This window comes from Actinospineispora acaciae DSM 45401 (genome assembly GCF_000620785.1).
GTDB lineage: Bacteria > Actinomycetota > Actinomycetes > Mycobacteriales > Pseudonocardiaceae > Pseudonocardia > Pseudonocardia acaciae.
This window is the reverse complement of sequence record NZ_JIAI01000014.1, coordinates 20296-38899: the sequence shown is the minus strand read 5'-3', so window position 1 is coordinate 38899 and position 18604 is coordinate 20296. Positions and strand designations below refer to the sequence as shown.

The 18604-nt window shown below is 72.3% G+C and carries 22 protein-coding genes; 12 read left to right on the top strand and 10 right to left on the bottom strand.

What is annotated here, in order from left to right:
- Positions 1 to 249 precede the first annotated feature (249 nt).
- Both N912_RS57455 and N912_RS0139220 read left to right on the top strand, forming a co-directional pair.
- Positions 250 to 813 (top strand): DUF6879 family protein, encoded by a 564-nt coding sequence (locus tag N912_RS57455; RefSeq protein WP_037068949.1) that lies wholly within the window; start codon positions 250 to 252, stop codon positions 811 to 813.
- A complete protein-coding gene (locus N912_RS0139220; RefSeq protein ID WP_037068946.1) occupies positions 810 to 1637 on the top strand; it encodes a helix-turn-helix domain-containing protein in 828 nt (275 codons plus the stop codon). The genes N912_RS57455 and N912_RS0139220 overlap by 4 nt, the downstream gene beginning before the upstream one ends.
- Here N912_RS0139220 and N912_RS0139215 read toward each other — a convergent pair.
- The 3 genes from N912_RS0139215 to glpX form a co-directional block, all read right to left on the bottom strand.
- Positions 1634 to 3025: a class II fumarate hydratase gene (locus N912_RS0139215; protein WP_028926727.1), complete on the bottom strand. Its 1392-nt coding sequence runs from the start codon at positions 3023 to 3025 to the stop codon at positions 1634 to 1636. The two genes, N912_RS0139220 and N912_RS0139215, sit on opposite strands and share 4 nt — an antisense overlap.
- 10 nt (positions 3026 to 3035) lie before the next feature.
- The gene (locus tag N912_RS66110) at positions 3036 to 3680 is read right to left on the bottom strand and encodes a L,D-transpeptidase (protein WP_051581427.1); all 645 of its coding nucleotides are present in this window, start codon (positions 3678 to 3680) and stop codon (positions 3036 to 3038) included.
- 89 nt (positions 3681 to 3769) lie between these two features.
- On the bottom strand, positions 3770 to 4837 hold the full coding sequence (gene glpX / locus N912_RS0139205; RefSeq protein ID WP_028926726.1) for a class II fructose-bisphosphatase: 1068 nt from the start codon (positions 4835 to 4837) through the stop codon (positions 3770 to 3772).
- A gap of 61 nt (positions 4838 to 4898) precedes the next feature.
- On the opposite strand from glpX, the gene N912_RS57445 reads away from it, so the two are divergent.
- Both N912_RS57445 and N912_RS0139195 read left to right on the top strand, forming a co-directional pair.
- Positions 4899 to 5483 carry a DUF4245 domain-containing protein gene (locus N912_RS57445; RefSeq protein WP_051581426.1) on the top strand — a complete coding sequence of 195 codons (585 nt, stop codon included), beginning with the start codon at positions 4899 to 4901 and terminating at the stop codon, positions 5481 to 5483.
- A 100-nt stretch (positions 5484 to 5583) separates the two neighbouring features.
- On the top strand, positions 5584 to 5757 hold the full coding sequence (locus N912_RS0139195; RefSeq protein ID WP_156994306.1) for a hypothetical protein: 174 nt from the start codon (positions 5584 to 5586) through the stop codon (positions 5755 to 5757).
- Position 5758: 1 nt separating this feature from the next.
- On the opposite strand, the gene N912_RS0139190 is transcribed toward N912_RS0139195, so the two are convergent.
- From N912_RS0139190 to N912_RS0139175, 4 genes are read right to left on the bottom strand one after another with little or no spacing between them, the layout of a single operon-like run.
- Positions 5759 to 5980 carry an exodeoxyribonuclease VII small subunit gene (locus N912_RS0139190; protein ID WP_245645754.1) on the bottom strand — a complete coding sequence of 74 codons (222 nt, stop codon included), beginning with the start codon at positions 5978 to 5980 and terminating at the stop codon, positions 5759 to 5761.
- A 22-nt stretch (positions 5981 to 6002) separates the two neighbouring features.
- On the bottom strand, positions 6003 to 6398 hold the full coding sequence (locus N912_RS0139185) for a hypothetical protein (RefSeq protein ID WP_051581425.1): 396 nt from the start codon (positions 6396 to 6398) through the stop codon (positions 6003 to 6005).
- Between the two features lie 22 nt (positions 6399 to 6420).
- The gene (xseA, locus tag N912_RS0139180) at positions 6421 to 7662 is read right to left on the bottom strand and encodes an exodeoxyribonuclease VII large subunit (protein WP_028926722.1); all 1242 of its coding nucleotides are present in this window, start codon (positions 7660 to 7662) and stop codon (positions 6421 to 6423) included.
- Positions 7659 to 8207: a lipid droplet-associated protein gene (locus tag N912_RS0139175; RefSeq protein ID WP_028926721.1), complete on the bottom strand. Its 549-nt coding sequence runs from the start codon at positions 8205 to 8207 to the stop codon at positions 7659 to 7661. The genes xseA and N912_RS0139175 overlap by 4 nt, the downstream gene beginning before the upstream one ends.
- Before the next feature lie 112 nt (positions 8208 to 8319).
- Between N912_RS0139175 and N912_RS0139170 the strand changes: the two genes are divergently transcribed.
- Together N912_RS0139170 and N912_RS0139165 are read left to right on the top strand one after the other, a co-directional pair.
- The gene (locus N912_RS0139170) at positions 8320 to 9495 is read left to right on the top strand and encodes an RtcB family protein (protein WP_028926720.1); all 1176 of its coding nucleotides are present in this window, start codon (positions 8320 to 8322) and stop codon (positions 9493 to 9495) included.
- 72 nt (positions 9496 to 9567) lie between these two features.
- Positions 9568 to 10536: a 4-hydroxy-3-methylbut-2-enyl diphosphate reductase gene (locus tag N912_RS0139165; protein WP_037068942.1), complete on the top strand. Its 969-nt coding sequence runs from the start codon at positions 9568 to 9570 to the stop codon at positions 10534 to 10536.
- Positions 10537 to 10547: 11 nt separating this feature from the next.
- On the opposite strand, the gene N912_RS57440 is transcribed toward N912_RS0139165, so the two are convergent.
- Both N912_RS57440 and N912_RS0139155 read right to left on the bottom strand, forming a co-directional pair.
- Positions 10548 to 11183, bottom strand: a complete 636-nt coding sequence (locus N912_RS57440; protein ID WP_156994305.1) for a DUF6542 domain-containing protein — start codon at positions 11181 to 11183, stop codon at positions 10548 to 10550.
- Positions 11180 to 12736 (bottom strand): DNA recombination protein RmuC, encoded by a 1557-nt coding sequence (locus N912_RS0139155; protein WP_028926718.1) that lies wholly within the window; start codon positions 12734 to 12736, stop codon positions 11180 to 11182. The genes N912_RS57440 and N912_RS0139155 overlap by 4 nt, the downstream gene beginning before the upstream one ends.
- Before the next feature lie 166 nt (positions 12737 to 12902).
- Here N912_RS0139155 and N912_RS0139150 point away from each other — a divergent pair, with 166 nt between their 5' ends.
- The 5 genes from N912_RS0139150 (at position 12903) to N912_RS0139125 (ending at position 16956) form a co-directional block, all read left to right on the top strand.
- On the top strand, positions 12903 to 13232 hold the full coding sequence (locus tag N912_RS0139150; protein WP_028926717.1) for a hypothetical protein: 330 nt from the start codon (positions 12903 to 12905) through the stop codon (positions 13230 to 13232).
- Positions 13233 to 13557: 325 nt separating this feature from the next.
- On the top strand, positions 13558 to 14631 hold the full coding sequence (gene ychF, locus N912_RS0139140; RefSeq protein ID WP_028926716.1) for a redox-regulated ATPase YchF: 1074 nt from the start codon (positions 13558 to 13560) through the stop codon (positions 14629 to 14631).
- 33 nt (positions 14632 to 14664) lie between these two features.
- Positions 14665 to 14895 carry a hypothetical protein gene (locus N912_RS0139135; RefSeq protein WP_028926715.1) on the top strand — a complete coding sequence of 77 codons (231 nt, stop codon included), beginning with the start codon at positions 14665 to 14667 and terminating at the stop codon, positions 14893 to 14895.
- Entirely contained in the window at positions 14892 to 15296 is a 405-nt protein-coding gene (locus N912_RS0139130; protein WP_028926714.1) for a TA system VapC family ribonuclease toxin, read from the top strand. Before N912_RS0139135 ends, N912_RS0139130 begins: the two co-directional genes overlap by 4 nt.
- 127 nt (positions 15297 to 15423) lie before the next feature.
- A complete protein-coding gene (locus N912_RS0139125; RefSeq protein WP_037068940.1) occupies positions 15424 to 16956 on the top strand; it encodes an MFS transporter in 1533 nt (510 codons plus the stop codon).
- A 7-nt stretch (positions 16957 to 16963) separates the two neighbouring features.
- On the opposite strand, the gene N912_RS0139120 is transcribed toward N912_RS0139125, so the two are convergent.
- Positions 16964 to 17923: a TIGR03564 family F420-dependent LLM class oxidoreductase gene (locus N912_RS0139120; RefSeq protein ID WP_245645752.1), complete on the bottom strand. Its 960-nt coding sequence runs from the start codon at positions 17921 to 17923 to the stop codon at positions 16964 to 16966.
- Between the two features lie 35 nt (positions 17924 to 17958).
- Between N912_RS0139120 and N912_RS0139115 the strand changes: the two genes are divergently transcribed.
- Positions 17959 to 18600, top strand: coding sequence for a LysE family translocator (locus tag N912_RS0139115; RefSeq protein WP_028926711.1), 642 nt, complete (start codon positions 17959 to 17961; stop codon positions 18598 to 18600).
- The last annotated feature ends 4 nt before the right edge of the window (positions 18601 to 18604 follow it).

The window sequence follows — 18604 nt, the reverse complement described above, 5'->3', positions numbered from 1 at the left end:
AGCCCTGGCCAAGTACCACGCCAGCCAGTCTCGGAACGTCACACGCTCCAGTCGCGTCGCAAACCTGCGCTGACGCCACCGCTGGATCGCTCGCACAGGCTAGTATTCAGAGATACATTGAATATGCAAGCTACATTGACACACTCGCTGATCCGACTTGGACGAGATCGCCGCGTTCGCCCATCTGGTAGGCGCGGGCGAGCAGCTGGGATGGCTCGAAGCGGAACTCATCCCGGAGGTTTGATCGTCATGGATGCCGACGAGCTCGGCGGCTTCATCGACCAGCGTTTCCGGCTTCCTGGAGATCGTTTGTTCCGGATGGAGGTGCTGCCCGCGTACGAGGTTGACTCCGACGGCGACGACTACCGGCGCTGGCTCGATGGCGCCACGGAACCCACCTGGTCCCGGAAGCAGCCGTGGCTGGACTCGCTCCGCCGGGAGCGGGACAACGGACAGGTCTCCACCCGGGTCCGGGTGTTGTCCGACGAGCTGACCACATACGAGCGTTACGCCTGCGAGTTCGGCTACGTGCACAACGCGTCGGCCGGGGAGGACATCCGGGTCCTGCATCGAGGCGAGCACGCGCTCCCGCATGAGCTCCAGGAGGAGGACTTCTGGGTGATCAACGACGATATCGTCGTCCCGATGAGATACGACCAGCACGGCCGGTTCGAATCTGCGTACGTCGCGGAGCACGACGAGGTGGCCACCTATGTCCGCGCCCGCGACGTCGCATGGGCGGCTGCCGAGCCCTTCCTCGCCTGGTGGGCTCGGCACCCCGAGCTTCACAGGAGGACAGCCCAAGCCCAGTGACCGACGCACCCCACAGCCACGACGACCTGCCGAGCATCCTTGTCGCGTTGCGCACCAACGCCGGGCTCCGGCAGGTCGATGTCGCGTCGCGTGCCGGTATCGCCCAGGCGCGTATATCCCGGGCCGAGAACGGCCACGCCCTGCTCACCGTCGACGAGGTCAACTCGCTCGCGCGCCTCTACGGCGCGGATGAAGCGGACAGCGCGATCCTGCTGCGGATGACCCGCGATGCCCACGCCGGCTACGTCGATGCCCGGGTCGTCCTGCAGACCGGGACGACGGCGAACTTGCAGCGCAGGTTTGCCGCACTGGAACGCAACGCGACCCAGGTCCGGGCGTTCCAGCCCATGATGGTGCTCGGCGTGCTGCAGACCGCCGGCTACGCGGCCGTTGCCTTGGAGACCACGGTCGACGACCGACTGGTGCGCGATCGGCTGAACCGGCAGCGCCACATGCTGGAAGACGACCGACGGCACTGGGTGCTGGTCCAAACCGAAGGCTCGCTGCGTTGGGCGGTGCGCTCCGCCGGACTCATGGCGGAGCAGATTGAACACCTGATCGGCCTGAGCCGCCTACCGAACGTCGACCTGGGCGTGATCTGCTGGGAGACGGCCGTCGAGGTGTTCCCCGCAACGGCGTTCCACCTGTATGACCGGGCCACGGCGGTGGTCGGGACACACGACGGCACGGCGATCATTACCGAGACCGAGCGGATAGCCGGTTACCGCGCGTTGTTCGACCGGCTGGCTGCCTCGGCCGTGTTCGATGACGAATGCCGGACCCGGCTCGACCGCATCGCCGAGGACTACCGCGCATTGCGCTAGCCGTTTCTGGTCATGGCTAGGACGTCGAGGGCGGCGTCGAGTTGTTCGGCCGTCAGCTTGCCGTTGGTGACGTGGCCGCGTTCGAGGACGACGTCGCGGATGGTCTTGCGCTCGGCCAGGGCCTGCTTGGCGATGGACGCGGCCTCCTCGTAGCCGAGGTAGCGGTTGAGCGGGGTGACCACGGACGGGGAGGACTCGGCGTACTCGCGCATCCGGTCGGTGTCGGCGCGGACGCCGGCCACCACCTTGTCCGCCAGCAGGCGGGAGACGGCGGCGAGCAGGCGGGCGGACTCCAGCACGTTGCGGGCCATCACCGGCATCATCACGTTCAGCTCGAAGTTGCCCTGTGCGCCGGAGAACCCGACGCAGGCATCGTTGCCGATCACCTGCGCGGCCACCATCATGGTCGCCTCGCAGATCACCGGGTTCACCTTCCCGGGCATGATCGAGCTGCCGGGCTGCAGGTCGGGCAGGTGCAGCTCGGCGAGGCCGGTGCGCGGGCCGGAGCCCAGCCAGCGGATGTCGTTGGCCACCTTGAACAGCGCGACGGCCGCGGCGCGCAGCCCGCCGGACGCCTCCACCAGGCCATCGCGGGCGCCCTGCGCGGCGATGTGGTCGGCGGCCTCGGAGAGCACGTCAAGGCCGGTGGCGGCGCGCAGCTCGTCGACCACCGCCGCGCCGAAGCCGGCCGGGGCGTTCAGGCCGGTGCCGACGGCGGTGCCGCCGATGGGCAGCTCGGCCAGCCTGGGCAGGGCGTCGGCCAGCCGCGCGGCGCTCTGCTCCACCTGGGTGGCCCAGCCGCCGGCCTCCTGGCCGAGCGTGATCGGCACCGCGTCCATCAGGTGGGTGCGGCCGCCCTTGACCACGTCCTTCCACTCCTCGGCGCGGGTGCGCAGCGTCTGCGCCAGGTGGCCGAGCGCGGGGATGACCTCGGCCGCCACCGCCTCGGTCGCGGCCAGGTGGATGGTGGTGGGGAACACGTCGTTGGACGACTGGGACGCGTTGACGTGGTCGTTCGGGTGCACGTCCGCACCCAGACGTTGCCGCGCGAGCGTGGCGATGACCTCGTTGGCGTTCATGTTCGACGACGTGCCGGAGCCGGTCTGGAAGACGTCGACCGGGAAGTGCTCGTCGTGGCGGCCGTCCGCGACCTCGTCGGCCGCCGCCGCGATGGCCTCCGCGAGTTCGGGCGACAGCGCGCCGCCGCGCCCGTTGACCCGCGCGCAGGCCGCCTTGACCAGCCCCAACGCCCGGATCTGGGCGCGCTCCAGGCCCCGCCCGGAGATCGGGAAGTTCTCCACGGCCCGCTGCGTCTGCGCGCGCCACAGCGCGTCGACCGGAACCCGTACCTCACCCATCGTGTCGTGCTCGACCCGGAACTCGCTCATGATGCCGACGCTACTTGACCACCTGGACGACGTCGCCGACGCTCAGCGTGGCGAAGAACCTGCGCGCCACCGGGTCGGAGAGGTGGATGCAGCCGGCGGACTGGCGGCTCAGGCTGCCGGTGTGGAACGCGATGCCGCCCTCGGCGAAGAACACCGACCACGGCATCGGCGCGTCGTCGAACTCGGTGCTCTTGTGGTTGGCGTCCTTCCAGCTCACCCGGTGCAGGCCGACCGGCGTGCGTTTCCCCTTCCCGCCGCTGGTGATCGTCACCGGGCCGAGCACCACCCTGCCGTTCGAGATCAGCCAGGCCTGCTCGGTGGAGAGCTTGACGCAGGCGCTGGCGTTGCTCATGCACGGCGTGCCCTTGACCGGCTTCGGCGGTGGCGGGGGAGGAGGGGGAGGCGGCGGCGGTGGCGGCGGCGGGGTCAGGATCAGCGGGTTCGGCCGCCCCGGCGGGTCGGGCAGCGGCGGCACGGGTAGCGGTGGGAGCGCGGGCGGTGACGGTGCTGGCGTTGGGTTGAGGCCGGCGCGAGTCGCCGCCGTGGCGTCGGCGCGCTGCTCGGCGGCCATCCGGCCCTGCATGGACATGCCGGTGACGACGCCCACCGCCGACACCACGACGACCACCACGGCCAGCGCCGCGCGGACGATCATCCTGTCCAGAACGCTCGGACCCGCGATATCACATAAGGAATGACGCGGCCGGCCGCGTTGGGATGCGGCCGGCCGCGATTCTCACCGGATCAGGGCAACGGGGGTTGTTCGTGCTCCCCGCCGTGCTCGATGTCGTAGTTCACCGAGGAGTACGCCCGCAGCTTGGTGAGCCGGTGGTAGCCGTCGATCATGCGCACGGTGCCGGACTTGGAGCGCATCACGATGGACTGCGTGGTGCAGCCGCTGCCCGGGTTGTAGTGCACGCCACGCAGCAGGTCGCCGTCGGTCACCCCGGTGGCGCAGAAGAACACGTTGTCGCCGGCCACCAGGTCGTCGGTGGTCAGCACCCGGTCCAGGTCGTGCCCGGCGGCCAGCGCCTTCTCCCGCTCGGCGTCGTCGCGCGGCCACAGCCTGGCCTGGATGGCACCGCCCATGCACTTGAGCGCGGACGCCGCGATGATCCCTTCCGGGGTGCCGCCGATGCCGGCCAGCATGTCCACCCCGGTGCCGGGGCGGGCCGCCGAGATCGCGCCGGCTACGTCGCCGTCGCTGATGAAGTGGATGCGCGCGCCGGTGCGCCGCACCTGGTGCACCAGCTCCTCGTGCCGGGGCCGGTCCAGGATGCAGACCGTGACGTCGGCCACGTCGATGGACCGGGCGGCCGCCACCCGGCGCACGTTCTCCTCGATGGGCGCGGTGATGTCGATCGCCTCCGCCGCCTCCGGGCCGACCGCGAGCTTCTCCATGTAGAACACCGCGGACGGGTCGAACATCGCGTCCCGCTCGGCCACCGCGAGCACCGCCAGCGCGTTCGGCATGCCCTTGCTCATCAGCGTGGTGCCGTCGATCGGGTCCACCGCGACGTCGCACTCCGGCCCGGTCCCGTCGCCGACCAGCTCGCCGTTGTACAGCATCGGGGCCTCGTCTTTCTCGCCCTCCCCGATCACCACCACCCCGCGCATCGAGACGCTGTGGATGAGCTTGCGCATGGCATCCACCGCGGCCTGGTCGCCACCGTTCTTGTCGCCGCGCCCGACCCATCGGCCGGCGGCCATCGCCGCCGCCTCGGTGACCCGGACCAGTTCCATCGCCAGGTTCCGGTCGGGTGCTTCTCGCCGTCGCTGTGCCGTCTGGGGGGCTGGTTCCGAGGTGTTCATATCAGTAGATCCTGACAGACCGGGCCGACGACCAGGTCGGGTTGAGGAACACAATGGGTACGTGAGCACCCAGGAGCCGCCCCCGACCCGGGCGAAACGCGGCAGCGCGCTCGGCGCCCGGCCCCGTGACATGGTGCTGTCCCTGCTCATCCTGTTGCCGGTGGTCGCGCTGTTCGCGCTGTTCGGCAGCCGCTGCTCGTTCAGCCCGGCCGGACCCACGGTGGACCCGTCCGCGCTGCCCCGGGTGGACGTGCACGCCGGCCTGGTCAGGGCCGCGCGCCAGGTGCCGTTCGCCGTGCGCGAGCCCTCGGTGCCGGCGGGCTGGCGGGCGAACTCCGTGGACCAGCGGAAGGCCGACACCGTCCGGGTCGGATGGGTCACCGAGGGCGGCCGCTACCTGCGCCTGGTGCAGTCCAGCGCCGAGGAGGGCGCCCTGGTCGCCGCCGAGACCGGGGGACCGCCGAGGGCCGCCGCGCCGATCGACGTGGCCGGCGTGGCGTGGGTGCGCTACACCGGCGGCAACGGCGAGCAGGCCTGGGTCCACCAGGCCGACGGCGTCCGCTGGATGATCACCGGGGACGGCCTGGAGCCGGAGTTCCAGCGGCTCGCCACCTCGGTGGCCGCCGCACCCCCGCTGCCTCGCTGATCCGACCCATGACCGCGGCACAGGTTCCGCACAGGTTCGCTAACTACTATCTCGGTACGTAGATAGGAGTTATTCCCGCGAGCCATTGAAGGTGGTCACCGTGTTCTTCGTCGTGCCCGTCACGGTGTTCGTCCCGGCCCTGCTGCGCAAGCTCGACGACACGCTCCTCGGCCTCGCCTGCGGGCACCGGGCCGCCTGGCCGGTGGGTGACCCGCTGCTGGAGTGCACCGACCCGGCCGACGACGACGTGCCGAGCACCACGCACGGTGCCTGAGTCAGTCCTCGTCCGGGGACTCGGCGCGCAGCACGGCGTCGACGCGGTCGCGGGCGCCGGCGAGCTGTTGTTCGCAGCGGCGGGCCAGGCGCTCGCCGCGTTCCCAGAGCGCGAGCGCGTCGTCCAGGCTCAGGCCGCCGACCTCCAGCGCCCTGACCACCTCGGCCAGCTCGTCGCGGGCCTGTTCGTAGCCGAGCTGGTCGATCTCGTTCTCTGTGCTCACGCCGGCCATGGTGCCGCACGCCTCAGTCGGCGGTGCGGTCGGTCAGCGTGATCAGGGCGTGCGCGAGCGCGGCGTCGTAGCCGGCGCAGGCCTCGGCGAACTCCTCGCCGTCCCCCTCGGCGAGCGCGTCGGCGGCCCACCGCTCGAACTCGGCGACCCTGGCCCGGTGCGTCCGGCCGGCGTACGCCCCGGCGGCCTCGGTGAGCTCGCGCAACTGGTCGGGGAAGCGCCGGCGGTGCGCGCACGCGCAGTCGCCGAGCAGCGCCTGCCAGCTCAGCGCGGCGGCGGCCTCGGCGCGCCGGGCGCGGTCGGCCAGCGAGCCGAACTCCCCGGCGCGCAGTGTCGACAGGGTCAGCGGCAGGAACGCGCCGTCTCCGGTAGCGGGTGCCGGGGATCCCGGCAGGTCCACCGAGGGCATGACGTGTCCTCCCCGCCCGACCTCAGGTGGGGTCGGGTTCGTCCACCACCGCCGGGATCGCCCCGTCGGTGAGCCGGATGCGTAGCCGGGCGCCCGGTCGGGCATCGGCCACCGAGCGCAGCACCGGCGTTGTGTCGTCGGTCACGAGCTGCACTACCGCATATCCACGCGCCAGGGTGGCCGCCGGTCCGAGGCTCGTCAAGCGCGATTGCAGGTGAGACAGGTCGCGGGCGCGTTCGTCGAGGGCGCGCAGCGTGGCGGTGCGGACGCTCTGGCGCAGCGTCTCGACGTCGCGGGCGCGGTCGTCCAGGCCGCGGTAGGGGTCGGCGAGCACCGGGCGGGCGCGCAGCGCGTCGAGCAGCCGGCGCTCCCGGTCCACCCAGCCGGCCAGCGCGCGGCGGGCCCGGTCACGCAGGCCGGCGATCCGCGCGGTCTCTTCGGCGAGGTCGGGCACGACCGTCCGCCCGGCCGCCGTCGGGGTGGAACAGCGCAGGTCGGCGACGTGGTCGAGCAGCGGCGTGTCCGGCTCGTGGCCGATCGCGGAGATCACCGGGGTGCGGGCGGCGGCCACCGCGCGGCACAGCGCCTCGTCGGAGAACGGCAGCAGGTCCTCCACGCTGCCGCCGCCGCGCGCGATCACGATGACGTCGGTCTCGGGGTCGCGGTCCAGGGCCTCCAGCGCGTCGATGAGCTGCGGCACGGCCAGCGCGCCCTGGGTGGCGGTGTGGCAGATCCGGAACCGGACGGCCGGCCAGCGGTGTGTCGCGTTGGACACCACGTCGTGCTCGGCGGCGCTGGCCCGGCCGGTGATCAGCCCGATCTGGTTCGGCAGGAACGGCGGGCGGCGCTTGCGCTCGCGGTCGAAAAGGCCCTCGGCGGCGAGCAGCTTGCGCAGCCGTTCGATCCGGGCCAGCAGCTCGCCGATGCCCACCGAGCGGATCTCGTCCACCCGCAGCGAGAACGAGCCTCGGGACAGGAAGAACGTCGGCTTGCCGTGCACGATCACCCGGCTGCCGTCGGCGATGGTGACCTGGTTGCTCACCGCGTCGCGGATCAGGCCGATCGGACAGGTCAGGGTGAGCGACACGTCGGCGGCCGGGTCGCGCAGCACCAGGAACGCGGTGCCGGTGCCCGGGCGGGCGTTGACCTGGGTGACCTGGCCCTCCACCCACACCGAGCCGAGCCGCTCGATCCAGGCCGCCACCTTGCGGGCGACCGTGCGCACCGGCCACGGCTGTTCCGGGCTGGTCGGGCCGGCGTTCACCGCCCGGTGACGCTGGCGATCCGGTTGCTGAGCATGGTGACGTAGGGCGGCCGGTCCAGGTGGGTGGTCTCCCAGGCGAGCAGCTCCTCCAGCTCCTCCAGGCTCAGCCGGCGGAACCGGCCGCGCAGCTGCGGCAGGCTCCAGTGCTCGTACTCGGGCTGGCTCGGCGGCCCGGCGGCGGGCGGGGTCTCCGGCTCGGCGGCCTTGGTCTCGGCGGCGGGCTCGGGCTCCGGCAGCAGGCGCACCGGCGTGATCTTCGCCCCGCCGCCGGCCAGGCCGTTCGTACCGGGCGGCGGCAGCTCCTCGTCCTCGTCGAACCGGGCCCAGGTCGGCGTCTCCGGCACCGGCCGCAGCGCGCCGAGCGCCCGGTCGCCCTTGATGGCCAGCTCGGTCACCCGCTGCTGGAGCCGCATCGACGTCTGCAGCGCCCGGCTGACCGCCGTGACGGGCAGCTCGGTGAGCTTGCGGGGCAGCTCCTGCGCCTCTTCCAAGGCGGTGGCCACCAGGCCGGCAGCGATCCGGATCGGCATGGGCAGCGGTTTCATAGACGCACTCAGACACCTAGTAGCGGCAGTTGCGTCACCAGACTAGCCGCCGACCCGACCGGATCAATCGCCGCCGGTGAAACCGGGGTGACACGCGCGTCACACTGGGGCTGTGGAGCAGATCAACAAGAGGCTGCTGTCCTGGGCGTCCATGCTGGAGGACCAGGCGCGGCGGCAGGCCGTCGCCACCTCGACGCTGCCGTTCATCGCCCCGCACGTCGCGCTGATGCCCGACGCGCACTGGGGCATGGGCTCCACCGTCGGCTCGGTGATCCCGACCGAAGGTGTGGTGATGCCGGCCGCGGTCGGGGTGGACATCGGCTGCGGCATGTCCGCTACCCGCACCCGGCTGCGCGCGTCCGACCTGGCCGGCCGCGACCTCGGCCCGCTGCGCGAGGCGATCGAGCGCGAGGTCCCGGTGTCCATGGGCAAGTACCGGGCGACGCTGTCCGAGACCGCCAAGGGCCGCATCGACGAGCTGGAGCGGCTCGCCGAGCGCCAGGACGTGGACCCGGAGCGCTACGCCGGGAACTGGCGCCACCAGCTCGGCTCGCTCGGGTCCGGGAACCACTTCATCGAGGTCTGCCTGGACGAGGCGGACCGGGTGTGGGTGTTCCTGCACTCCGGCTCCCGGGGCGTCGGCAACAAGATCGCCATGCACCACGTCAAGATCGCGCAGCGGCAGTGCGAGAAGTGGTACGTCCCGCTGCCGCACAAGGACCTGGCCTACCTGCCCGAGGGGGACGACGAGTTCTGGGCCTACATCCGCGACCTGCGGTGGGCGCAGGCGTTCGCGGCGGCCAACCGCGCGGAGATGGTGGACCGGGTGGTCGGCTGCCTCGTCGAGTGGTACGGCGGTGAGGTCGGCGCGGAGGAGACGATCACCTGCCACCACAACTACACCGAGCGCGAGCGGCACTTCGGCCGTGACGTGTGGCTGACCCGCAAGGGCGCCATCAACGCCGCCGAGGGCGTGCGGGGGCTGATCCCGGGCTCGATGGGCACCCGCTCGTACGTGGTGACCGGCAAGGGCAACCGGCCCTCGTTCCACTCCGCGCCGCACGGCGCCGGCCGCAACTTCTCCAGGACCGAGGCGCGGCGGCGGTTCACCGTCGACCAGCTCGCCGAGGCGATGGCGGGCATCGAGTGGCGCCGGGACAACGCGAACGCCTTCCTGGACGAGATCCCCGGCGCCTACAAGGACATCGACCAGGTCATGGAGGACGCCCGCGACCTGGTCACCATCGACCACGAGCTGCGCCAGATCCTCAACGTCAAGGGCGACTGACGCGTCATCCACCCGGTGAGGGTCGTCCGACCACGGCCCGGATGAGGCGGATCCGTGGCTACCCTGGGGGCCATGACCGCTCGCTCCGCACACGGCACCAAGCGCGTCCTGCTCGCCAGCCCTCGCGGCTACTGCGCCGGCGTGGACCGGGCGGTGATCGCGGTGGAGAAGGCGCTGGAGCAGCACGGCGCGCCGGTCTACGTGCGCAAGGAGATCGTGCACAACCGGCACGTGGTGGACACCCTCGCCGAGCGCGGCGCGATCTTCGTCGACGAGGCCGACCAGGTGCCGGAGGGGGCGATCGTGGTGTTCTCCGCGCACGGCGTGTCCCCGGCCGTGCACGCGCAGGCCGCCGAGCGCGAGCTGCGCACCATCGACGCGACCTGCCCGCTGGTCACCAAGGTGCACCAGGAGGCGAAGCGGTTCGCGCGGGAGGACTACGACATCCTGCTGGTCGGTCACGACGGGCACGAGGAGGTCGAGGGCACCGCCGGCGAGGCGCCCGAGCACGTGCAGCTGGTGGACGGCCCGGGCGGGGTGGACTCGGTGCGGGTGCGCGACCCGGAGAAGGTGGTCTGGCTGTCCCAGACGACCCTGTCCGTGGACGAGACCATGGAGACCGTCCGCCAGCTGCGCGAGCGGTTCCCGAAGATGCAGGACCCGCCGAGCGACGACATCTGTTACGCCACCCAGAACCGCCAGGTCGCGGTGAAGGCGATGGCTCCGCACTGCGACCTGGTGCTGGTGGTCGGCTCGAAGAACTCGTCCAACTCGCAGCGGCTGGTGGAGGTGGCGCTGAACTGCGGCGCCGGCGCCAGCTACCTGATCGACTTCGCCCGCGAGATCGACGAGTCGTGGCTGGCCGGCGTCGAGACAGTGGGCGTGACCAGCGGCGCCTCCGTGCCCGAGGTGCTGGTGCGCGGCGTGCTCGACTGGCTGGCCGAGCGCGGCTGGGCCGAGGTCGACGAGGTCACCACCGCCGAGGAAACCCTGAGCTTCGCGCTGCCCCGAGAGCTGCGTCCCCGCCGCGCTCGGGGCTGACGGCCCGGACCTCAGGCGCGGCGGGCCCGGCGGGCGCCGCCGGGTGGGCGCTCGGCGCGGTGGCCTTCGCTCGGCAGCCGGCGGTCCATCGGGGGGCGCTCGCTCGGCGGGTACTCGTCGGCGCGCCGGCCGGTCGACCGCCGTCCGGACGCGCGCGTGCGCTGTCCCGGCGGGCGGCGGCGAGTCCGTACGTCCGACTTCGGCCGCCGCTGGAGCGCGTACCGCAGCAGCGCGATGGCCAGCGCGAACCCGGTGGTCACCGCCATCGTGGGGAACGCGTTGAGCAGCGGGGCGCCGATGGAGAGCAGGTGCTCGGCCATGCCGGGCGAGGAGCCGCCACCGCCGGAGAGCAGCACCACCGTGGGCACCGCCAGCGCCAGCAGCAGCGGGGGTTGCACCAGCGGACCGAACAGCGCGCGCCGCTTGACCCAGCACACCGCGAGCACGCAGCCGGCGAAGTAGCAGCCCTTGAAGATGGTGCCCAGCCCGTTGATCCGGTTCATGTCGATGAACACGCCGAGCGCGGTGAAACCTAACGCGATGCCGATGGCCGCGTAACCGGGCAGCCCGAGCACTGTGCTGAGGATGGACCGCTCGAGCACGGGCCAGCCGGAGGGGGCCGGTGGTGCGGGAGGCCGGGTCGTCACCCGGTCACGGTAGCCCGTCCGTCGTCCTCGTCGTTTTCGGCCGGGTGCGCGGACGTGAGCCCGGGCAGCGCGGGCTGGCCGGACTGGCGCTTGCGCAGCGCGACCAGCGCGTCGGCCGCCGAGGCGACCAGCTCGGGCGCCTGCACCTGGCGCGGCGCGCGCTCCACCTGGCTGGGCGCCGGCAGCTCGTCGTCGCTGACCTTCAGCTCGGTCAGCTTGCGGGCGGTGACCAGCACCCGCGACTCCAGCGAGCTGACAGTCTTGTTGTAGCTGTCCACCGCGGAGTCCAGCGTGCGGCCGAGCTTGGCCACGTGGGTGCCCATGGTGGCCAGCCTGGAATGCAGCTCGCGGCCCAGCGCGTGCACCTGGGCGGCGTTCGCGGCCAGCGCCTCCTGCCGCCAGGTGTAGGCCACCGTGCGCAGCAGCGCGATCAGCGTGGTCGGGGTGGCCACCACGACGTTGTGCGCGAACGCGTGCTCCAGCAGCGCCGGGTCCGCCCGCAGCGCCGCCTCCAGGAACGGGTCGCCGGGCACGAACAGGACCACGAACTCGGGGCTCGGCTCGAACGCCTGCCAGTACGACTTGGCGGCGAGCGAGTCGATATGCGTGCGGAGCTGGCGGGCGTGGGCGGTCAGCCGCTCGGCGTGCACGTCCGGGTCCTGTGTCTCCACCGCCTCCAGGTACGCCGCGAACGGCACCTTGGCGTCCACCACCAGCTGCTTCCCGCCGGCCAGGTGCACCACCATGTCCGGGCGGACGCCGCCGTCCTCGCCGGTTTTCACCACCTGCTGGTCGAAGTCGCAGTGCTCGACCATGCCGGCCAGCTGCACGATCCGCTCCAGCTGCAGCTCGCCCCAGCGGCCCCGGACCTGCGGCGCTCGCAGGGCGTTGACCAGCTGTTTCGTCTCTTCTTGGAGCTGCTCGGAGCCTCGGCGCATGGCTGAGAGCTGCTCGCGAAGGCCGGCGTAGGCGGACTCCCGCTCTTTCTCCACGGTGCGCAGTTGGCCCTCGACCCGGCGCAGGGTCACCGTCATCGGGTCGAGCATGGCGTTGATCGCCTGTTTGTTGGCCGTCGCGTCGCCCTCCGCCTTGGCGGTGAGCGCGGCGGTCACCTCCTTGAGCCGGCCCTCGGCGAGCGCCACGAACTGCTCGTTGTTGCGGGCCAGAGCGTCGGCGGACAGGGCCTGGAAGGTTTCCTTGAGCTCGGCGTCGCGGCGGGCCAGCAGCCGTTCGCGTTCCATGGCGGCGGTTCGCTCGGCGTCCAGCGCGGCGTTCGCCCCGACGGCCTCGGTCTCGGCTTGGCGGGCACGCTGTTCGGCGGACGCGACCTGCTCGGACATCTCGTTGATCCGCTGCATCATCGAGTCCCGCTCGACCCTGAGCGCGGCCAGCTCGGAGCGGGCGGCGGCCGAGGCATCGGCGGCGGACCGGGCGGCGTCCGCGCGAGCGACCTTGAACCGGGCGCCGATCAACACCCAGGCCACCCCGGCGCCGATCGCCGCGCCGGCCAGGAGGCCGGCCAGCAGCATGTTGAGCGCGGTGACGGTGCTCATGGCGTTCTAGGGTGCCGGGCGGGGCGACAGTTTTCGGGGAGACTCGCCGTTCGACCTTCTGTTCGAATGCTCAGGGGCGGTGAGTGGTTCGTTCGTGCTCGTGCGTGCCGTCTTGTGTTTCGTTCGAAAGTCGCTGGCGCGATTTCCGAGGACCTGAGTTTGTAGGTTGCTCGGTGCCGTCCCCGGCTGGTGGCTGGGCGCGTTGGGTGGGTTTGGTTCCGTCTGTGTCCGGGACGGCGGCGGCCCGGACGGCACCGCGACCAACACCGCCCAGGCGCTGCCGGCCGACCAGGCCGCCGCCGCGTACGAACGTCTCGACCGGCTGGCCAGGGCCGTCAAGCGCGCCGGCCACACCGGGTCGCTGGACGAGATCCGCGCCGACCTCTGCCTCGGCCTGCTCGACGGCAGCCTGCACCACCTGTCCGAGCGCGAGATCATCGCGTGCCTCCTCGGCGCCGGCTCGCGGCGGATCCGCCCGAAGGATGGGCGGCGGTGATCGCCGACATCGCCGAGCAGTACGCGAGCTGGCCGGAACGCGCCGGGCGACTGGACGGCGACCCCGGGCGGCGGCTTCCCACCACCGGACAGCGCCGATACGTCCGCCTCCGTGACCGTTCCTGCCGCGGGCCCGGCTGCCGCCGGCCCGCCGTCCGGTGCGACCAGGACCACACGATCGACTACCGCTCCGGCAGCCGGAACCGGGGGTGTTCGTTTGGATCAGCCCGCTCGGGCAGGTGTACCGGGCGCGCGGCGACCCGATCATCCCGCCGGAGGAGATCGACGAACCGCCGTTCTGACCGGCCCGACTACCCTGGACGCCCGTGAGCCTTACCCTCGGCATCGTCGGGCTGCCCAACGTCGGCAAGTCCACGGTGTTCAACGCGCTGACCCGCAACGACGTTCTTGCCGCCAACTACCCGTTCGCCACCATCGAGCCGAACGTGGGAGTCGTGCCGCTGCCGGACCCACGGCTGGACGTGCTGGCGAAGATGTTCGACTCGGCGCGGGTGGTGCCGGCCACCGTGTCGTTCGTGGACATCGCGGGCATCGTCAAGGGGGCGTCCGAGGGCGCCGGGCTCGGCAACAAGTTCCTTGCCAACATCCGCGAGTCGGACGCGATCTGCCAGGTCGTGCGGGTGTTCGACGACCCGGACGTGGTGCACGTGGACGGGCGGGTCGACCCGGCGTCGGACGTGTCCGTGATCGAGACCGAGCTGATCCTGGCCGACCTGCAGACGCTGGAGCGTGCGCTGCCCAGGTTGGAGAAGGAGGCCCGCACGCACAAGGACCGGCGGCCGGCGCTGGAGGCGGCGCAGCGCGCGCGGGAGGTGCTCGACTCCGACACCACGCTGTTCGCGGCGGGGGTGGACCGGGAGCCGCTGCGCGAGCTGGGGCTGCTCACCACAAAGCCGTTCCTGTACGTGTTCAACGCCGACGAGGCGGTGCTGGCCGACGAGGCGCGGCGCAAGGAGCTGGCCGAGCTGGTGGCGCCGGCGCAGGCGGTGTTCCTGGACGCGAAGGTCGAGGCCGAGCTGCTGGAGCTGCCCGAGGAGGAGGCCCGCGAGCTGCTGGACTCGATCGGCCAGCCCGAGCCGGGGCTGCACGCGCTGGCCAGGGCCGGGTTCGCCACGCTCGGGCTGCAGACCTACCTGACGGCCGGTCCCAAGGAGGCGCGCGCCTGGACGATCCGCGCCGGTGCCACCGCACCCCAGGCCGCCGGGGTGATCCACACCGACTTCGAGCGTGGCTTCATCAAGGCCGAGGTGGTCTCCTACGGCGACCTGGTCGAGGCCGGCTCGATGGCGTCGGCGAAGGCGGCGGGCAAGGTCCGCATGGAGGGCAAGGACTACGTCATGGCCGACGGCGACGTCGTCGAGTTCAGGTTCAACGTCTAGCTGCATCAGGCCTGATGCACGTATGATGCGGAGGTGCGTACCACCGTTGACCTGCCTCCGGCCGTGCATCAGCGTGCCTTGGAGATCGCCAAGCGCACCCACCGTTCTCTCTCGGCGGTGATCGCCGACCTCACCGTTCGCGGTTTGGGGCAGCTCGATCAACCGGTCGTGATCGGCACGGACGAGCGTTCTGGTTTCCCGGTCATCTCGATCGGTTGTCGGGTCACTTCGAAGCAGGTCGCGGCTGCGCTGGACGAGGAGTGACGACCTACCTTCTGGACGCGAACGTGCTGATCGCCCTCACGGTCGCCGATCACGAACACCATGCGCGGGCGTCCGCCTGGGCGTCGGGGATCACGAGCTTCGCGATCTGCCCTGTGGTCGAGGGCGCCCTGGTTCGTTTCCTGGTCCGTGTCGGGGAGAGTGCTGGCGTCGCGCGGCAGGTACTCGGTGCGGTTCAAGCACTCCCGGCATGCGAGTTCTGGCCGGACTCGCTCTCCTACGTCGAGGCAGACCTGGATCGTGTTCGCGGACATCGACAGGTCACCGACGCCTACCTCGTGAGTCTGGCCGCGGATCGAGCCGACGCGCGGTTGGCGACGCTGGATGAGGGGCTGGTGCGGTTGCGGCCCGAACGGACGCTCCTCGTCCCGGCTCTTCCGTGAGGTTGTTCGACAGCGAAACGTGGTCGAGTTCAGGTTCAACGTATGGCGGCATCGTGGTCGGCATCGTGCCGAATGTTCCAGACGGAGTTCTTGACCTGAAGTAAGGTTGATTGTTCACGATCGGGGCATGACCGCTGATGACCTGAACTCCGAACCGCCTCGGGCGGGGGTGCGCGAGTGGTGTGGCCTCGCGGTGCTCGCCCTGCCGTTGCTGGTGTTGGCGCTCGATGTGAGCGTGCTCTACCTGGCCGCGCCGGCGATGAGCGCGGACCTGGGCGCGACGGCCACGCAGCAGCTGTGGATCCTCGACGTGTACGGGTTCCTCATCGCGGGGTTCCTGGTCACGATGGGCGCGGTCGGGGACCGGATCGGGCGGCGCCGGCTGCTGCTCGCCGGGGGCGCGGCGTTCGCGGTGGCGTCGGTGGTGGCGGCGTACGCGCCGAGCGCCGGGGCGCTGATCGCCGCGCGGGGGCTGCTCGGCGTCGCCGGGGCCACGCTCATGCCGTCCACGCTCGCGCTGATCAGCACGATGTTCCGCGACCCCGCGCAGCGGACCTCGGCGGTGGCGATCTGGATGACGACGTTCTCCGCGGGCGTCGCGGCCGGGCCGGTCATCGGCGGGGCGCTGCTGGCGCGCTTCTGGTGGGGGTCGGTGTTCCTGCTCGGGGTGCCGGTGATGGTGGTGCTGCTGGTGCTCGGGCCGAGGCTGCTGCCCGAGCATCGGCAACCGGGGGCGGACGGCGGCGTCGACGCGGTCGGGGTGGTGTTGTCGCTGGCCGCGATGCTGCCGCTGGTCTACGGGGTCAAGGAGACCGCCGCGCACGGGCCGGCGCCGGTGCCCGCGCTGGCCGCGGCGGTCGGGCTGGTGGCGGGGTGGGCGTTCGTCCGCCGGCAGCGGCGCAGCGCCGACCCGCTGCTGGACGTGCGGCTGTTCACCAGGCGCGGGTTCGTCGGCGCGGTCGCGCTGGTGCTGCTCGGCCTGCTGGCGCTGAACGGGCTGTACTACCTGCTCCCGCAGTTCCTGCAGCTGGTCAGCGGGGTCGATCCGCTGCGCGCCGGGCTGTGGATGCTGCCGGTCGCGCTGGCCACCGTGGGCGGGTCGCTGCTGACGCCCCCGCTGGCCCGTCGGTTCGGCCGGACCCGGCTGCTCGCCGCCGCGTGCGCCGTCTCCGTGATCGGGTGCCTGGCGGTCACCAGGGTCGGCCCGGACGTCGACCCGCCGGTGCTGGTCGGGCTGCTGGCGGTGACGATCCTCGGGGTGGTGCCGACCGGCGTGCTGGGCACCGACCTGGTGCTCGGCTCGGTGCCGCCGGAGCGCGCCGGATCGGCGTCGGCGGTGACGGAGACCGCGGGGGAGCTGGGCGTGGCGTTGGGGGTGGCGGTGGCGGGCAGCCTGGTCGCGGCGGTCTACGGCGCCACGCTGGGATCGACGCTGCCCACCGGGATGCCGGCGGACGCCGCCGAGGCCGCGCGGGAGGGGCTCGCCCCGGCGCTGGGCGCGGCCGCCACCCTGCCGCCCGGCGCCGCCGCCGCGCTCACCGACGCCGCCCGCGAGGCGTTCACCACCGCGTTCACGGCGGTCGGCTGGTATGCCGCCGCCGTGCTGACGGTCGCCGTGGTGCTGGTCGTCACCGTGCTGCGCGAGCGGGCGTCACGCTGAGCCGGGGTTACAGCGCCTGGGACAGCTTGCCGATCAGCTCGAAGGTGCGGCGCTGGTCGTCGGCGCTGGCCGGGCCGGCCTGGGAGAGCACGATCTCGGTGGCGCCGGCGTCGGCGTAGCGGCGCAGCCCGTCGGCCACCTGGTCCGGCGAGCCGACCAGCGCGAGGTCACCGGCGCGGACCACCCCATCGCGGTCCAGCACCGCCCGGTAGGACGGGATGGACTCGTAGAACGCGAGCTGCTCGTACGCCCCGGCGCGCACCTCGTCGGGGCGGGAGGTCACGGTGGCCGGGACGAACGCGACGACCCGGGGCGCGGGCCGGCCGGCGGCGGAGGCGGCCTTGGTCAGGGTGGGTACCAGGTGCTCGGCCAGCGTCTTCGGCCCGGCCAGGAACGGCAGGGCGCCGTCGGCCAGCTCGCCGGTGACCCGCAGCGCCTGCGGACCCATCGCCGCGACCAGGACCGGGGGCGGGGGCTGGGCGCCGGGCAGGTCGCTGGGCCAGGGGGTGCGGGCGGTGACCAGCTCGCCGGCGTAGTCCACCTCGCCGGTGCGCAGCAGCGGGCCCAGCGCGGTGAGGAACTCGCGCAGGTGCGCGATCGGCCGGCTGGTGGTGGTGCCGAGCAGCGGGTCCAGGAACGAACCGGCGCCCAGCGCGATGCCCAGCTGGAAGCGGCCCGCGGTGGCCGCCTGCGCGGTCCTGGCCTGCGCCGCCAGCAGCACGGGGTGGCGTCCGATGATCGGCACCGCCGAGGAGCCCACGGTCAGCCCGGGCACCTCCCGACCGACCAGGGTGGCCAGCGCCGGCGAGTCGTAGCTCATGAGCTGGCCGAACCAGGCCGAGCGGACGCCCAGCTCGTGGGCCAGCCTGCCCTGTTCGATGGTGGCGTCCACGAAGTTGGACGGCTCGGGTGCGCCGGAGGGCTGTTGGGGGAAGACGGTGCCGATCTGCATATCCGTGGCCAACATTGGTGGTGGTCCGGGGATTCCGGGATCATCGGCGGGTGGACCTTCTCGCCATGTTGCCCGCGTTCGTGCTCGCCGTCGTGCTCATCTCCGCGTCCCCGGGGCCGGCGATGGCGCTGATCCTGCGCCGGGCGGCGCTGCGCGGGTTCCGGCGGACGGTGCCGATCGTGCTCGGGCTGGAGCTGGGGATCTACCTGTGGGCGGTGCTCGCGGCCGCCGGGGTGGCCGCGCTGGTCGCGGCGTCCGAGGTGGCGTTCACGGTGCTGCGGGTGGTCGGCGCGGTGGTGCTGGTGGTGCTGGGGGTGCGGGCGTGGCGGTCGGCGTGGCGTGATCGTGGTGTCACGGTGGTCACGGACGCGCCGGTCGCCGAGCGGGCCACCGACGGCTGGCGGGCGTTCGGCGAGGGCGTCATGGTGCAGATGGCCAACCCGAAGGCGGCGATGTTCATGGTCGCGTTCTACCCCCAGTTCGTGCCCGCCGACCGCCCGCTGTTCGCCACCACCGCCGGGCTCGCGCTGCTGCAGGTGGTGCTGGAGACCGCGCTGTACCTCACGCTGGCCGCCAGCGTGGCGCGCGCCGGCGCGTGGTTCCGCCGGCCCCGGGTGCGCCGCCGGCTGGAGGCGGTGACCGGCACGGTGCTGGTCGGGCTGGGTGTACGGGTGGCGGCCGCCAGCCACTAGGTAC

What these genes read in the sequence shown, in the direction of transcription:
- N912_RS57455 (WP_037068949.1), top strand. Translation starts at nt 250, where the DNA reads ATGGATGCCGACGAGCTCGGCGGCTTCATCGACCAGCGTTTCCGGCTT.
- N912_RS0139215 (WP_028926727.1), bottom strand. Translation starts at nt 3,025, where the DNA reads ATGAGCGAGTTCCGGGTCGAGCACGACACGATGGGTGAGGTACGGGTT.
- N912_RS66110 (WP_051581427.1), bottom strand. Translation starts at nt 3,680, where the DNA reads ATGATCGTCCGCGCGGCGCTGGCCGTGGTGGTCGTCGTGGTGTCGGCG.
- glpX (WP_028926726.1), bottom strand. Translation starts at nt 4,837, where the DNA reads ATGAACACCTCGGAACCAGCCCCCCAGACGGCACAGCGACGGCGAGAA.
- N912_RS0139185 (WP_051581425.1), bottom strand. Translation starts at nt 6,398, where the DNA reads ATGCCCTCGGTGGACCTGCCGGGATCCCCGGCACCCGCTACCGGAGAC.
- N912_RS0139175 (WP_028926721.1), bottom strand. Translation starts at nt 8,207, where the DNA reads ATGAAACCGCTGCCCATGCCGATCCGGATCGCTGCCGGCCTGGTGGCC.
- N912_RS0139165 (WP_037068942.1), top strand. Translation starts at nt 9,568, where the DNA reads ATGACCGCTCGCTCCGCACACGGCACCAAGCGCGTCCTGCTCGCCAGC.
- N912_RS0139155 (WP_028926718.1), bottom strand. Translation starts at nt 12,736, where the DNA reads ATGAGCACCGTCACCGCGCTCAACATGCTGCTGGCCGGCCTCCTGGCC.
- N912_RS0139125 (WP_037068940.1), top strand. Translation starts at nt 15,424, where the DNA reads ATGACCGCTGATGACCTGAACTCCGAACCGCCTCGGGCGGGGGTGCGC.
- N912_RS0139120 (WP_245645752.1), bottom strand. Translation starts at nt 17,923, where the DNA reads ATGTTGGCCACGGATATGCAGATCGGCACCGTCTTCCCCCAACAGCCC.